This is a genomic window from Synechococcus sp. MU1611 (genome assembly GCF_020514255.1).
Classification (GTDB): Bacteria; Cyanobacteriota; Cyanobacteriia; order PCC-6307; family Cyanobiaceae; genus Parasynechococcus.
In genome coordinates, this window is sequence record NZ_VTLC01000004.1 from 108,712 (window position 1) to 123,445 (window position 14,734).

A 14,734-nucleotide genomic window follows, 5' to 3' on the forward strand; every position below is an offset into this window, starting at 1 on the left:
TACTGCAATAGCGCTTGCAACCATAGGGCTATAAAATCAATAGAACTGGATGAAAGCAATCAGTGACCGCTCAAATTCTAGAATTGATGAGCGTTCTTTCTGAAAAACGCTGCGAAGAATGTGGTGTTATTTTGATTTCCAAAGGTGATTCAAGTATCCGCCTAGGCGCGATGAACCCCTCTTACTACGAAGTTAAAATGCTGACGAAAGAACTTAGAGAATTGGGTTTTAAAGACATACAAATTACAGCAATTTCAGCGGATGACTGGGAGCGATGGCAAGACGACTCTGGCAAAGCAGTCTTCACCACAGAGCATCAAACAATTCAACAACACATTGATGCCGAGGCTGCAGAATTAGAAGAAAACAGACCAATTAAGATCGAAAATAAAAATTTAGAAAAACAGAATGAGATTGATCAAGAAATATCAGAGGTCAATGATCTTAGCAACGAACTCACGGATGAGCTGGGCCTGATTGGCACTGAAGCATTTTTTGAAGATATTGAAGAGGAAGAAGAATCGATAGAAACGATTACACCGGAAGAAGAAGAATCTTCGTCCGATCCAATTATTTCCGCGGTAACTACGATTCTTGCCAATTGCAAAAAACTAAAGGCATCCGACATACACATCGAGCCCCAGGAAGCTGGCCTGAGAGTTCGCTACAGAATTGATGGAATCCTGAAAGAAGTGTATTCTCTGCCCAAAAGCAGAACGAACGCCATTATCAGCCGATTGAAAATCGTTAGCAAGCTTGATATTGCAGAGCGCCGTCTTCCACAAGATGGTCGTATACGTGTCAATCTTAATGGTTCGATAGAGGACTTCCGGGTCAGCACACTTCCTGGGAAATGGGGAGAAAAAGTTGTACTTCGCTCCTTGCAATCTGATCCTTCTATTCTCAATCTGCAAAAACTAATCACTTCAGAAAAAGAACTCAAGCTGATAAGAGATATAGGCCAATCACCCTATGGAATCATGATTGTGGTGGGCCCCACTGGTAGTGGCAAGTCGACGACGCTCTATTCAATCCTTAGCGAGCGTAATTCCCCCGATGTGAACATCAGCACGGTTGAAGATCCTGTTGAATACACACTCCAGGGAATCCATCAGGTTCAGGTTATTCGGGAAAAAGGCCTGGATTTTGCTCGAGCGCTTCGAGCCTTGATGCGCCAAGATCCGGACATTATTCTTGTGGGTGAAACAAGAGACCGAGAAACAGCTCAAACGGCCATGGAGGCTGCTTTAACAGGGCACATGGTTTTTACAACCCTGCATGCCAACGACACTGCTACAGCTTTAACTCGATTGGATGAAATGGGAGTGCCACCTTATTTGGTCGGTGCATCTGTTGTTGGAGTGATGGCGCAGCGTTTGGTTCGTAAAGTCTGTCCAAGTTGCAGCACAACACGCACAACAGAGCCAGGTAAAGACGATCTCGCTCTCTCCTACGGAATTCAATCAGTTCGTGTCGCCCAAGCCATGAATATCAACACAGAACAAACCCAGAATGGCCAAGCCTGCTGTACAAATTGCAATGGCACCGGCTACAAAGGACGATTGGGCCTTTATGAAGTGATGTCAATTAACGATGAGATGCGAGGCTTAATCCTGAAACACTCAACAGCAGACACAATTCGAGAATGCAGCAAAAGGCAGGGGATGCAAAGCCTGCTAGATTATGGAATGAATTTAGTCAAACAGCAGCTCACAACTTTGGCAGAAGTTGAAAGAGTATGTGTTATCGAGGAGCCTGAAAATGCCTGATCTGAAACTGCATGCATTGATGAATGATCTTGTTACCCGTGGAGGTTCTGATCTCCATCTAACGGGTGATATTCAACCCTATTTCAGGATCCAAGGTCAGATGTTGCCAGCATCTGATGAAAAACTATCGCAAGCACAACTCTGGAAAGAGTTGACTACAATGCTCGGCGAGACGAAAATGAAAGCATTTAAGGAAAAAAAAGAGCTCGACTGCAGTTATGGGTTAGAAAATGTAGCTCGTTTTCGACTCAATGTCTTTTTCGATCGCGGGAAAATTGCCTGTGTGATGAGAGCACTCAGCAGCAAAATTCCCAATTTTTCTGTTCTCGGACTGCCAGAAAGCCTCCAGCAACTTTTGAACCGTCCTCGTGGGCTCATGTTGGTCACTGGACCAACTGGATCAGGAAAAACAACAACGCTGGCAAGTTCAATTGACTGGATCAATGCCAATCATTCACACCATATCCTTACCGTTGAGGATCCAATCGAATTTGTTTTTAATAACAAAAACTGTCTTGTAAGGCAACGAGAAGTTGGAGAAGATACCTCGTCATTTTCCAATGCACTTCGCTCTGCACTTCGAGAAGATCCAGATATCATTTTGGTTGGTGAAATGCGTGATTTGGAAACAATTAGCCTTGCAATTACCGCTGCAGAAACAGGCCACCTCGTCTTGGGTACCCTCCATACATCTTCTGCATCGCAGACTATTGATCGAATTATTGATGTATTTCCAACGGCCCAACAACAGCAAATAAGAGTGCAGCTTTCTGTATCGCTGATAGGAGTCATCTCACAAACACTCTGCAAGACCACCGATAAACAGCGAAAGCTTGCTGCTGAAATATTAGTCAATAACAATGCTGTTAGTAATCTGATACGTGAATCAAAATCCTCACAGATCTACTCCCAAATCCAAGTTGGTGGTAAATTTGGGATGCAGACTCTTGAGCAAGCTCTTTTCCAGTTGGTGGACGAAGGTTTAATCACCAAAGAAGAAGCTTTTTATAAATGCAATCGCCCTAATGTGCTGACAAGTCTTCTCGATAGTGTTCAATAAAAATGGCCAGCTATGACTACCTGAAAGACAAAAATCTTAGAGAGAGACTAAAAACAGTCAGAAAAAATCGACCTGAGGCTAATTCTGCATATACTAATACTACAAAGAATAATCTTTCTTCTAGTCAATCAACATCCAATCCAAACCGAGTCAACAAACAGCCTGCTCCACAGGAGAAGACTCGCTCCATCAACACTGGAACTACTCCCTCGCGCAAGCGATATCCGAAGCCGTCGACAAAAGATCTGGCCATATCAACCAAGCAGCTGGCCTCGATGATCCGTACTGGCCTACCACTACTTGAAGCTCTCAACATCATCTCCAGCAGCTCTGACAACAAATCCCTCAAAAGTATCTACAAAGAAATCTCAATAGGCATCAGCAAAGGAACAACACTTCTGGAAAACCTTTCACTTTATCCGAATATTTTTGATGAGATGTACCTAGCGCTGGTCTCAGCAGGAGAAGCTGCAGGAAAGCTACCAGAGGTCTTGGATCGTGAATCAAAACTGCTGGAATCTCTAGCCAAGATCAAAGGTCAGATCAGAAGTGCAATGGCTTACCCCATTGGCATCTCTGTGATCACGTTTGTTGTTGTCATCATCATGCTGGTCTATGTCATGCCAGTTTTTGTTGAGATGTATTCAAAGTCGGGAGCTGATCTTCCTGGTTTGACTCAATTTCTTGTGGATGCCTCCACTATCATCACTGATCCAATGTTTCTGGCGAAGCTGCTGCCGATCAGCATTATCAGTTTTTTCGTCATTCGTATTTTATCCAGACAAGAACCGGTTCTTCTATGGAAAGACCGCCTGTTTCTCAAGATTCCAGTTGTTAGTGGTCTCGTAACCAAGTCATCTCTGGCCAATTTTTCCAGAACACTGTCATCCCTCAACGATGCTGGTGTCCCCATCTTGGAGGCACTCCAAATATCAAAAAGAACATTATCAAATCGAGTTTTCAAGAATGTGATCACCAAAATGTATTACGAAATTGAATCTGGACAGCCAATCCATAAGGCTTTAGAAAGAGACAAAATCATCCCAGTAATGTTCACCTCAATGTTCCGCATTGGCGAAGAGACTGGAGAGCTGAGCGAAATGGTGAACAAATTGGCTGATTTTTACGAAGATGAGGTTTCTGAAAGCGTCAAAGCTCTTACATCAATTATGGAACCGCTGATGATCGTCTTTGTTGCAGGAGTTGTTGCCGTCATGCTCATCGCGATGTATCTACCCATGTTCTTCATGTTTGAGACGATCCAATAGAAGACCCCTGTATCAGAGGGATCCTCAAGACCGAATCGTCGCGTAAAGCGCCTTGAACTTGGCCTGCTGCCTCTTGTGATCCACCAGTGGTTCGGGGTAATCCCTCCGCTCGAGTGCACCGATCTCTCCGCTGAGCAAATCCTTGGTGTTCACATGGTGCAGCTCCGGCACCCACTGGCGGATGTAATCACCGGCTGCATCGAACTTGGAAGCCTGGGTGGCGGGGTTAAAGATGCGCAACGGCTTGGGATCCATGCCGCTGCTGGCACTCCACTGCCAACCACCATTGTTGGCGGCTAGGTCGCCATCCACTTCCAGCTCCATGAAGGCCCGCTCACCCCAACGCCAGTCGCAGATCAGATCTTTAACCAGATAAGAGGCCACGATCATGCGGCAGCGGTTGTGCATCCAGCCGGTCTGATTCAGCTGACGCATGGCAGCATCAATAATCGGCATTCCGGTCTGGCCCTCCTTCCAGAAGTCGAACCAGTCTTCGTTGTTCTCCCAAGGGAAACGGCGCCACTGCTCGCGATAGGGGCCATCGGCCAGTTCGGGGAAATGGAACAGCGCCTGCTGGTAAAACTCACGCCAGCACAACTCTTGTTCCCACACGGCGATGGCATGGAGCTGCTCCTCGGAGCGGGCCAGCGCGCGGGAGTCTTGGGCGGCACTCCAAGCCTGCCGAGGGCTGAGGGTGCCCACACTGAGGGCAGCACTGAGGGTCGAGGTGCCGGCGGTACCGGGAAAATTGCGATCAGGCTCGTAGCCGAGTAGCGGTCCATCACAGAACCTCGTGAGTTGCTCCAAGGCCGCCGCCTCTCCGGGAAGGCAGGGGCAGATCTCGGTGCCCTTGAAACCATGGCTCTCCCGCAATGCCGCAAGGAAATTTCCCGCCGGCACGTGGACGGGATCCAGATCCACCAGCCCGGTGGGGGCGGCAACGGTGCTGGGCTGCTTGGCCAGCACTTGGCCGCGCCAGTTACGCAAAAAGGGGCCGTAGACCCGGTAAGGATCACCACCACCGGTCTTGACCAGCTCAGGAGCGATCAGCAGCTGATCCCAGTCCACCACCACCTTCCGACCATCGGCCTGGAGCCGCTTCGCCACCTGGCGGTCACGCTCACGGGCGTAGGGCTCCACATCGCGGTTCCACACCACGGCCTCGGCGCCGATTTGCTCTGCCAGCTGTGGCAGCACAACCGGAGGATCCCCCTCGAGAATGACCAGACGGCTACCGGCCTCCCGCCAGCGCTGCTGTAATTCCACCAGGCTCTCGATCAGAAACCACAGACGAGCCGGCGCCATCGCCGGCAGATGCTCCGGAGGATCGATGACCTTGGGGTCGAGCACATACACGCCGGTCACCGCCGGGCTGATCTCCCCAGCGACGGCCAAACCCAGATTGTCCGCCAGGCGCAGATCGCGGCGGTGCCAGAACAAAACGCGAGGGGTCGTCATCAGAGGCCGAGAAGCTGCTTGGCTCGGAACCAGGCGGTGACGCTCTTTCCATCAAGCCATTCATCACCCGAAGCCAGCGCCGCATCCAGTTGCGCTGGACTCATCAGCACCACCTCCAGGTCTTCGTCGTCGTCGCCGGCTGGTGGGTTTTCCAAGGGGGTGAGCTCCCGGGCCAAAAAGCAGTGGATAACCTCATCGGAGTATCCCGGGCACGGGAGCATCGGCCCCAACTCATCCCAGCGGGTCGCGCTGTAGCCGGCTTCTTCACCCAGCTCCCGCTGCATCGACTCCAAGGGATCTTCCCCCTCCTCCAAGGTGCCGGCAGGGAACTCGAGCAAACGTGCCTGCACCGCGAAGCGGTACTGCCGCAACAGCACCACCTGACCGTCATCGGTGAACGGCACCGCAAGGGACGCACCAGGATGTCGGATCATCCCGAAGGTGGCCTCCACCCCCATCGGCAGCTTGATCCGATTGCGTTCAAAACGAATCTTTCGAGCATCGACCGCTTCAACGGTGTCGAGCAACTCAAAGGGTTCCGGGGCCGGCAGCGGCGCCATGGGAGCAGGCGAGAAGGCTCACCAGCATGGCGGGTGAACGCCCTGCATCGCCTGGAGCAGGGGCTCTAAAACAAAGTTGCGCAGGTGCATCCGCGGGTGGGGCAACACCAAACGTGGTAAGTCAAGCCTCAACTCACCCCAAAACAACAGGTCGAGATCAAGAGTGCGGGGTCCCCAGCGCTGCTCCTGCGCACGGTCACGGCCACAGCTCTGTTCCAAACACTGCATTTCCTCCAACAGCTCAAGTGCCGCAACTTCAGACGGCGGACGCTCGATGCGGGAGATCAGGAGAACTGCATTGCAGTACTCGTCTTGACCTGGAGGACCGCCAAGCGGCTGGGTCTTCAGAAACGCAGAACAGCGAACATCTTGAGCTTCCGCATTGCCCCACTCCACAAGAAAAGCCGCCAAGCGGGGTGCAATCCAACGCAGGGTGGATTCAGGAGGTCCGTGAGAGCTGCTCAGGTTCGCCCCGAGCCCAATAGCAAGCGCTCTTTCCAAGGGGAACGATGCCATTGCGATCGTGGCGGCAAAGCACAACTCGACCCTAAGAGCCGAAGCATGCAATGATCAGCCAAAGGGCTTATTCAACGACTCAAGGAAATGTTTTTGGTTCCATTCTTTACAAGATTCCGAACCTCCTTATTCAAGGCAACAACAAAGCCAGAAATCATAACCAAAAAGAATTCACAAGCCGCTAAAAAAATAATCGAGAATTTTCGCCTTCAGGTCACCAAAAATTCTGAACCAACAAATAACACCAATAAGGCACTAGAAGACATAAACAAAACCATCCAAAGCGACGGAGCCACCAATCAACTACTACTCAAGAAATCAGAAATACTTTTAAGCAAAGGAAAAATCCGGCAAGCCCGACAAATACTACAAGACGTCAGCCAGAATAAACGAGACCAAAAGGCAACCACCGAAGCGAAAAAATTACTCGAAATATCACTCCTACTACAACAAGAAGCCAATGAAAACAAATTCAAGAAACTTGTCAATGATTTGCACGAAATAGCACATAGGTACGAAAAAAAACTGCCGCTGCCCGAAGAACTGCTTAACGACCAAGACATCACACCGATAGTTCGCGAAGAAGCTCGCTTAGCTCGATCCGCCGAACTGCCAAAGCTTTCCTATGAGCTTATTGATCAAATCTTGCAAAGCGGGCAAGAATCGCCGTGGCTACTTCAAGACAAAGCCTTATCCCTCAGCATGATGGGACAAAAATCAGCAGCATTGGATATGCTAAGGAGCCTGAAAAAAATAGCCAAAGGGTCAAAACTCACTACTTCAATCAATAAAAGCATCGAATATATCAAGGAAAATTCAAAGTATCATCAATCAAAATCAAAGCTCTATCTCGCCAAACAAACACAATTGATCGCCAGAACCAATGACCTCGACCTTGAATTCATAGCCGATCCCAGCAAAATTGATAACAGAAATCATATAAAATTTTTGATTTTCAGGAAAGCCCGTTCAGTCCTCGAAGACAAACCCAAAGCCTCTCTTTACCTTGTGAATTCAATATTAGATTACTTCCAAGACGATCTCGCAGCTCTGCAGCTAAAAGGTGAAGCGCTCGCTGCACTCAGAAGAAGCGAAGAAGCCATTCAGATTTGGGAAAATTTAGCCCACTCAAAAGACGAAAATATCGCCAACAAAGCATGTGAGCTGATTTCTCAAACCCTTTCGCTGAAAGCAAAACAAATCAGCGCCAACAAGCCTCCAAAAGAAGCACTTTTTTTCTTTATCGAAGAGCACCTCAAACTCAATCTCGCTCCTACCGTGAACGATGAGGTAGAAAAAATCCTTACACAACTTGAGCCATCAAACCCCGATTCATCTGACCCCGAGCTGCAGCAGCACCGGATCCAACTGCTTTTCAACACTCTGGTGATCGAATGCTTTGAGACGCAATGGCGCGATCGGGGCCGTTTGGATGCCAGCGCAACAGCTCAAAAGCCAGGCACGATAAGCAAGACTGCCCTGGAAGCGGGTTGAACGCGTCCATGGCGGCAAGCGGTGTAGCACTCAAGAACGACCAAGCGACCCGCGCTTTTCCTCTGGCCGCAATTACCGGCCATGGAACGCTCAAGCTTGCCCTTTTGTTGGCGGCAGTCGACCCAGGCTTGGGCGGCGTGGTGATCGCCGGGGGACGCGGCACCGGTAAATCTGTCTTGGCCCGGGGGCTGCATGCCCTTCTGCCACCCATCGACGTTCTGGATGCAGAGGGTGGCGTGGGCCGCAACCTCGACCCACAGAACCCAGAGGAATGGGATTCGGCCACCCGAAAGCGGATCTCAGGCGAAGCCCCCTCCACGGTCATCGCCGCCCCCTTCGTCCAGATCCCGCTCGGCATCACCGAAGACCGTCTAGTAGGTGCCGTGGATGTGGCCGCCTCGCTCTCCAGCGGCAGTGCCGTTTTCCAGCCGGGCCTGCTGGCGGATGCCCATCGCGGCGTGCTCTACGTCGATGAACTCAACCTGCTGGACGACGGCATCGTCAACCTGATGCTGGCGGCCGTAGGCAGCGGCGAGAACCGTGTTGAGCGGGAAGGCCTCAGCCTCAGCCACCCCTGCCGTCCCCTGCTGATCGCCACCTACAACCCCGAGGAAGGCAACATTCGCGATCACCTGCTGGATCGCTTTGCCATTGTGTTGTCGGCCAACCAGTTGGTGAGCACCGAGCAGCGGGTGGAAATCACCAATGCGGTCATCAGTCATGGCCAATGCAGCCGCAGCTTTGCCGAAAAGTGGGGGGAAGAAACGGATGCCCTGGCCACCCAGCTGCTACTGGCACGCCAGTGGCTGCCGGATGTGCAGATCAGCCGCGAACAAATCGAATATCTGGTGACTGAAGCCATCCGCGGCGGCGTGGAAGGCCACCGCTCCGAGCTCTACGCAGTACGGGTGGCCAAGGCCCATGCGGCCCTCAGCGGCCGGGATCGGGTGGACGCCGAAGACCTCCAGGTGGCCGTCGCCCTTGTGATCGCACCGCGGGCCTCCCAGATGCCGCCACCGGACCAGCAGATGGAACCGCCGCCGCCGCAAGACCAGGAGCCACCGCCACCGCCGCAGGACCAGGGGGATCAGCAACAGGACAACCCACCCCCACCACCGGAGGGATCGGACGACGAGGAGGCCGACCCACCGGAGGACAACAGCGAGGACGACAGCAGCGACGACGACGAGGGAGACGGCGAGGAGGATCAGGCTCCACCGGCGGTTCCCGAAGAGTTCATGCTCGATCCGGAAGCGATCGAGGTAGACCCCGACCTGCTGCTGTTCAACGCCGCCAAAACAAAAAGCGGCAACAGCGGAAGCCGTTCGGTGGTGCTCAGCGACAGTCGTGGTCGCTATGTGAAACCGATGCTGCCGCGCGGTCCGGTCCGCCGGATCGCCGTGGACGCCACCCTGCGGGCCGCCGCGCCTTACCAGAAGATCCGGCGGGAACGGGAACCCGGTCGCACCGTGATCGTGGAAGAGGGCGACCTCCGGGCAAAGCTTCTGCAGCGCAAAGCCGGTGCCCTAGTGGTGTTCCTGGTCGATGCCAGCGGCTCGATGGCCCTGAACCGGATGCAGAGCGCCAAGGGCGCCGTGATCCGACTGCTCACCGAGGCCTACGAAAACCGCGATGAAGTGGCCCTGATCCCCTTCCGAGGCGATCAGGCCGAAGTGCTTCTGCCCCCCACCCGCTCAATCACGGCAGCCCGCCGCCGGCTGGAATCGATGCCCTGCGGCGGCGGTTCACCACTGGCCCATGGCCTCACCCAGGCCGCCCGTGTCGGTGCGAACGCACTGGCCACTGGCGATCTCGGCCAGGTGGTGGTGGTGGCGATCACCGACGGACGCGGGAACGTGCCACTCAGCACCTCTCTGGGCCAACCCGAGCTGGAGGGCGAGGAGAAACCCGACCTAAAGCAGGAGGTGCTGGATGTAGCAGCCCGTTACCGGATGCTCGGGATCAAGCTGCTGGTGATCGACACCGAGCGCAAGTTCATCGGCAGCGGCATGGGGAAAGATCTCGCCGAAGCCGCCGGAGGCAAATACGTGCAGCTGCCCAAGGCAAGCGATCAGGCGATCGCAGCTGTGGCGATGGATGCGATCACCAACATCTAAACAGAACGATATCGTGAATAAATCGTGAAATCAGAGGCACAATATCGTGCCTATTGAGCGGTCTGGGCCGGGTAAATCTCACCAAACAACTCACCCAAGCCAATGGTGAGATTGCGCACGCCCTGCATGAACTCAGGATCCCCTGTGAGTTGAGCCACATCGCCGCCGACCGCATCGATCTTGGCGGTGAGCTGTGCGGCATTGGCGGCCGTCTGCTTGAGCTCACTCAACGTCTGGGGATTATCGAGAGAGGACGCAATGTTGTTCAGATGCGCCGTCGCCGCCTCCAGATTGCGAATCACCGGAACAGCCTGGGCCAGCTCCTCCTGGAGCTGCACGGTCAACAGCTCAAATTCCTTTGTGGTGGCCTCAATCTGCTCAAGTGATGCAGCCACATTTGGGATGACCCGTTCCTGCTGAGCCTGGGCCAGCAGCTCTTGCAGGGTTTCCGTCACTGTCGAAAGGCTGGCCGCCTCACTCCCTTCCACAGTGCTGCCATCACAGAGTTGCTGTTCAGCCCGGCAGTCAGCAGCACGCGGGAGAGGGGCACCTTTGGGCAACGGTGTGCCGCGACTGACAAGTGAGACCTGCGCATCTCCCCCCAGCAGGGAACCGGAGGCCACCGTGGCCGTGACGGGCAGCGACAGGAGCAGATCACCTTTGTCGATTTCGAGCTCAGCCACCACCGCTTCGGGCGTCACCGCAATCGAGCGCACCGAACCCACCAGGATCCCCCGATAGGTCACAGGGGAGCGCTCCGCCAGCCCAGCCGCATCGTTGAAACGTGCGGTCAGGGTCCAGTGGCTGGAGCCCAAACGAACACCTCGCAACCACAAGGCCGTGGAAGCAAAGCCGATGATGCCGCCGATCACAGTGAATCCGACGATGGCATCACGAACGCTGCGTCGCATGGTGATCAGTGCTCCGCCGGTTGCATCGGTCCGCGCAGGCTACCCGTCCTGAACTGCACGACATAGGGGTTGTCTGTGGTGCGGAACGCATCCACTGAGCCTTCCCACTGAAACTGGCCGTCGTAAAGCATCACCACCCGTTCCGCAGACCGTTCGATCGTGCTGCGTACATGACTCACCACCACCGAACACCCCTGCGCCACGGTGGTGGTTTTCACAATCAAATCCTCAATCCGCGTGCAGGCCACAGGATCGAGGCCTGCCGTGGGCTCGTCGTATAGCAGCAAGGGCATCGACTGATCCCCCCTCTGGGGATCATCAATCAGCGCACGGGCGAAGCTCACCCGCTTCTGCATACCACCACTCAATTCCCCGGCGTAGAGATGGGCCACGTCATAGAGCCCAACAGCTTCGAGGCAGGCATTCACACGATCACGAATCTCCTTCTGCGACAGCTGCGCCCTTTCGCGCAGCAGGAAACCAACGTTCTCCTCCACCGTGAGGGAGGCCAGCAAGGCGGGGTTTTGGAACACCAGCCGAACGTCGGGCGGATCGCTCTGATCCAGCCGTAGATACGTCTGTGGTTGGTCGAACACGCGCAGTTCACCGCTGGTGGGCAACTGCAGACCAGCCAGCAGGCGCAGCACCGTTGACTTTCCCGCACCCGATGGGCCCACCACGGCCAACCGCTCCCCCGGGCGCAGGGTCAGATTGACCCGATTCAGCACAGGCTTAGGTCCCCACTGCATCGTGAGGTCCCGCATCTCCACGACGGGTTCAGACTGCGGCACGATCTGGGCCGAAAAACACAGACATCCTGCCGCCTTTCGACAAGCTCCGTACAGTTTGGTGAACTAGCGGACCAAGTCTTTCCTTGGCGCCAAAGACCCCGAAAAGTAGACGCCAGGCCCGGATGATGCGCGACATGCGGCGTCGGGATCTGATGACCCGATCCCAAAGGGCAGTGCGCTGGCTGCAACCCGGCCTGGTGGTCAAGCGCTGGCTGCTCACATCTGGGTTGGGGCTGTTGATGGCTCTGCTGGGTGCCGCCATCTGGGCCGATCTGAAGCCGATTTACTGGATTTTGGAAACCCTCAGCTGGCTGCTGGGCACCCTCACCACCGTGTTGCCCCGTGAATTTACGGGGCCACTGGTGGTCTTGATCGGCAGTGGCCTGCTCCTCTGGGGTCAAAGCCGCAGCTTCGGCTCGATTCAACAGGCTCTCGCCCCCGACAAAGACACCGTGCTGGTGGATGCCCTGCGGGCCAAGAGCCGCTTGAACCGGGGCCCCAACATCGTGGCCATCGGCGGCGGCACCGGCTTATCGACCCTGCTGAGTGGTTTGAAGCGCTACAGCAGTCACATCACCGCCATCGTCACCGTCGCGGATGACGGCGGCAGCAGCGGTGTGCTCCGGCGGGAATTGGGGGTGCTGCCCCCAGGTGACATCCGCAACTGCCTGGCAGCACTCTCAACAGAAGAGCCTCTGCTCACACGCCTTTTCCAGTACCGCTTCTCGGCCGGTAGCGGCCTGGAAGGTCACAGCTTTGGCAATCTTTTTCTTTCAGCCCTAACGGCCATCACGGGCAATCTGGAAACAGCCATCACCGCCTCCAGTCGTGTTCTGGCAGTTCAAGGACAAGTGGTCCCTGCCACCAATGTGGATGTGCGGCTCTGGGCAGAGCTCGAAAACGGTCAACGGATCGAAGGAGAGAGCAACATCGGAAACGCCCCCAGCCCCATCGTTCGTCTGGGCTGCATTCCGGAACGCCCGCCTGCCCTACCAAGAGCGCTCGAAGCGATCGCCAACGCCGACCTGATCGTGCTCGGGCCGGGCAGCCTCTACACGTCTCTGCTCCCAAATCTGCTGGTGCCGGAGCTAGTGAGTGCCATCAAACGCAGCCGAGCACCACGGCTCTACATCTGCAACCTGATGACACAGCCCGGCGAGACCGACGGCCTGGATGTGCGCGGTCACATCCGGGCGATCGAAGCGCAGCTGGCCAGCCTCGGCATTGAACCCAGGCTGTTTAATGCCGTTCTTGCCCAAGACGACCTTCCACCTTCAGACCTGGTGCGCCACTACCAAAGCCGGGGTGCGGATCCGGTGCGTTGTGATGCCGAAGGGCTTCGATCAGATGGTTATGACGTCACCCAAGCACCTCTGCAGGGAATCCGACCTACAGCGACCTTGCGTCACGATTCCCGCAGCCTGGCTCTAGCGGTCATCAGGTTTTACCGGAGCCATCGCTCCCAACACGCATCCTGAGACGCGATCAATAAGCGTCCTGCATTTCGTAAAAATCTGGCTGGACGTAGTCCTTGCGCAACGGCCAACCTTTCCAGTCCTCCGGCATCAAAAGACGCTTGGGATGGGGATGGCCCTCGAATTGAATGCCGTACATGTCGAACGTTTCACGCTCCTGCCAATCAGCTCCACGAAATAGGCCGTAGATCGATGGAAGCGACGGAGTGCCCTCCCGGCTGAGGAACACTTTGATCCGCACTTCCCGCAGCTTTGCGGAGGGATCAGCCGCCATGGCTTCAACCTGTTCCGCCATTGCTAACAGGTGGTAAAAACAAACCAACTGCTCGCCAGGGCCTTCGTCATACCCGCCCTGGCACTGCAGATAATCGAAGCCATTGCTCTTGAGAGCCGCAGCAATCATCGGGAGAACGGGAGCTTCCACACCGATCTGCTCGACGCCAAGATGATCGGGCTCAAGGCTGTTGTGATCGAAGCCTTGCTTGTTCAGCCATTGGCTGACCGGACCAGGCTCCGGCGCAACGACAGCACCAGCTTCATCGGAAGCGGCAGGTTTTTTGGAGGGGGTTTCGCTCATGACTCGACGGGTTCAGCAGCAGGGGTGAGCACGGCGGCATCTGTGGCCAAGGTCTGACCGGCTGGAGCAGCAGCGAGGGCAGCTTTTTGGGATTCAGCCCGGAGGTAGGCGCCGGTCACAACAGGCTCCACACGCTTCATCTGATGGGAGACCGTCATGTAGCGATGGGTCTGCTGATGCTTGCGCCGCTCCGCCAGCGACTCATCCCCGACTTTCTTGCGCAGCTTGATGACGGCGTCAAAAATGGCTTCGGGGCGGGGCGGGCAGCCAGGTAGATAAAGATCCACCGGAATCAACTTGTCGACGCCGCGCACAGCTGTGGTGGAGTCAGCGCTGAACATGCCGCCTGTGATGGTGCATGCGCCCATGGCGATCACATACTTCGGCTCTGGCATCTGCTCATAGAGCCGTACGAGAGCCGGAGCCATCTTCATGGTGACGGTGCCGGCCACGATCAAAAGATCGGCCTGACGTGGGGAACTGCGAGGAACAAGACCAAAACGGTCAAAGTCGAAACGGGAGCCGAGCAAAGCCGCGAACTCGATAAAGCAGCAGGCCGTTCCATAGAGGAGGGGCCAGAGACTGCTCAGACGTGCCCAGTTATGCAGGTCATCCAAGCTGGTGAGGATGACGTTCTCGCTGAGGTCGTTGGTGACCGTCGGGGCACCAATCGGACCGCAGCTGGCTTCGCGCAGATCGCGAACAGCAGAAATGGAGGGGGATGTGTTTTCAGACATG

General features: G+C 55.0%; 13 protein-coding genes. 6 read left to right on the plus strand and 7 right to left on the minus strand.

Going from position 1 to position 14,734, the window contains the following annotated elements; all coding sequences use genetic code 11:
• The first annotated feature begins 86 nt into the window (after nucleotides 1-86).
• The 3 genes from FZZ92_RS09385 to FZZ92_RS09395 are packed head-to-tail and all read left to right on the plus strand — an operon-like array spanning nucleotide 87 to nucleotide 4,097.
• The gene (locus tag FZZ92_RS09385; RefSeq protein ID WP_226423074.1) at nucleotides 87-1,769 is read left to right on the plus strand and encodes a GspE/PulE family protein; all 1,683 of its coding nucleotides are present in this window, start codon (nucleotides 87-89) and stop codon (nucleotides 1,767-1,769) included.
• Entirely contained in the window at nucleotides 1,762-2,829 is a 1,068-nt protein-coding gene (locus tag FZZ92_RS09390; protein WP_226423075.1) for a type IV pilus twitching motility protein PilT, read from the plus strand. Before FZZ92_RS09385 ends, FZZ92_RS09390 begins: the two co-directional genes overlap by 8 nt.
• 2 nt (nucleotides 2,830-2,831) lie before the next feature.
• The gene (locus FZZ92_RS09395; protein ID WP_226423076.1) at nucleotides 2,832-4,097 is read left to right on the plus strand and encodes a type II secretion system F family protein; all 1,266 of its coding nucleotides are present in this window, start codon (nucleotides 2,832-2,834) and stop codon (nucleotides 4,095-4,097) included.
• 24 nt (nucleotides 4,098-4,121) lie between these two features.
• Here the strand turns inward: FZZ92_RS09395 and FZZ92_RS09400 are convergent, their stop codons facing one another.
• The 3 genes from FZZ92_RS09400 to folK are packed head-to-tail and all read right to left on the minus strand — an operon-like array spanning nucleotide 4,122 to nucleotide 6,631.
• The gene (locus FZZ92_RS09400; protein ID WP_226423077.1) at nucleotides 4,122-5,555 is read right to left on the minus strand and encodes an FAD-binding domain-containing protein; all 1,434 of its coding nucleotides are present in this window, start codon (nucleotides 5,553-5,555) and stop codon (nucleotides 4,122-4,124) included.
• Nucleotides 5,555-6,115, minus strand: coding sequence for an NUDIX hydrolase (locus FZZ92_RS09405; RefSeq protein ID WP_226423078.1), 561 nt, complete (start codon nucleotides 6,113-6,115; stop codon nucleotides 5,555-5,557). Before FZZ92_RS09405 ends, FZZ92_RS09400 begins: the two co-directional genes overlap by 1 nt.
• Nucleotides 6,116-6,133: 18 nt before the next feature.
• Nucleotides 6,134-6,631, minus strand: coding sequence for a 2-amino-4-hydroxy-6-hydroxymethyldihydropteridine diphosphokinase (gene folK / locus FZZ92_RS09410; protein WP_226423079.1), 498 nt, complete (start codon nucleotides 6,629-6,631; stop codon nucleotides 6,134-6,136).
• 87 nt (nucleotides 6,632-6,718) lie between these two features.
• Here folK and FZZ92_RS09415 point away from each other — a divergent pair, with 87 nt between their 5' ends.
• Both FZZ92_RS09415 and bchD read left to right on the plus strand, forming a co-directional pair.
• On the plus strand, nucleotides 6,719-8,125 hold the full coding sequence (locus FZZ92_RS09415; RefSeq protein WP_226423080.1) for a hypothetical protein: 1,407 nt from the start codon (nucleotides 6,719-6,721) through the stop codon (nucleotides 8,123-8,125).
• A gap of 8 nt (nucleotides 8,126-8,133) precedes the next feature.
• Nucleotides 8,134-10,242: a magnesium chelatase ATPase subunit D gene (gene bchD / locus FZZ92_RS09420; RefSeq protein WP_226423081.1), complete on the plus strand. Its 2,109-nt coding sequence runs from the start codon at nucleotides 8,134-8,136 to the stop codon at nucleotides 10,240-10,242.
• A 50-nt stretch (nucleotides 10,243-10,292) separates the two neighbouring features.
• Here bchD and FZZ92_RS09425 read toward each other — a convergent pair whose 3' ends face one another.
• The gene (locus tag FZZ92_RS09425; RefSeq protein WP_226423082.1) at nucleotides 10,293-11,153 is read right to left on the minus strand and encodes an MlaD family protein; all 861 of its coding nucleotides are present in this window, start codon (nucleotides 11,151-11,153) and stop codon (nucleotides 10,293-10,295) included.
• Nucleotides 11,154-11,158: 5 nt separating this feature from the next.
• The gene (locus FZZ92_RS09430) at nucleotides 11,159-11,917 is read right to left on the minus strand and encodes an ABC transporter ATP-binding protein (RefSeq protein WP_226423148.1); all 759 of its coding nucleotides are present in this window, start codon (nucleotides 11,915-11,917) and stop codon (nucleotides 11,159-11,161) included.
• Nucleotides 11,918-12,066: 149 nt separating this feature from the next.
• Here FZZ92_RS09430 and yvcK point away from each other — a divergent pair, with 149 nt between their 5' ends.
• Nucleotides 12,067-13,422 carry a gluconeogenesis factor YvcK family protein gene (gene yvcK, locus FZZ92_RS09435; RefSeq protein WP_115024898.1) on the plus strand — a complete coding sequence of 452 codons (1,356 nt, stop codon included), beginning with the start codon at nucleotides 12,067-12,069 and terminating at the stop codon, nucleotides 13,420-13,422.
• A gap of 7 nt (nucleotides 13,423-13,429) precedes the next feature.
• On the opposite strand, the gene FZZ92_RS09440 is transcribed toward yvcK, so the two are convergent.
• Together FZZ92_RS09440 and FZZ92_RS09445 are read right to left on the minus strand one after the other, a co-directional pair.
• Nucleotides 13,430-13,996 carry an NAD(P)H-quinone oxidoreductase subunit J gene (locus FZZ92_RS09440; RefSeq protein ID WP_115024897.1) on the minus strand — a complete coding sequence of 189 codons (567 nt, stop codon included), beginning with the start codon at nucleotides 13,994-13,996 and terminating at the stop codon, nucleotides 13,430-13,432.
• Nucleotides 13,993-14,733: an NADH dehydrogenase subunit K gene (locus FZZ92_RS09445; RefSeq protein ID WP_115024896.1), complete on the minus strand. Its 741-nt coding sequence runs from the start codon at nucleotides 14,731-14,733 to the stop codon at nucleotides 13,993-13,995. Before FZZ92_RS09445 ends, FZZ92_RS09440 begins: the two co-directional genes overlap by 4 nt.
• Nucleotide 14,734 lies beyond the last annotated feature (1 nt).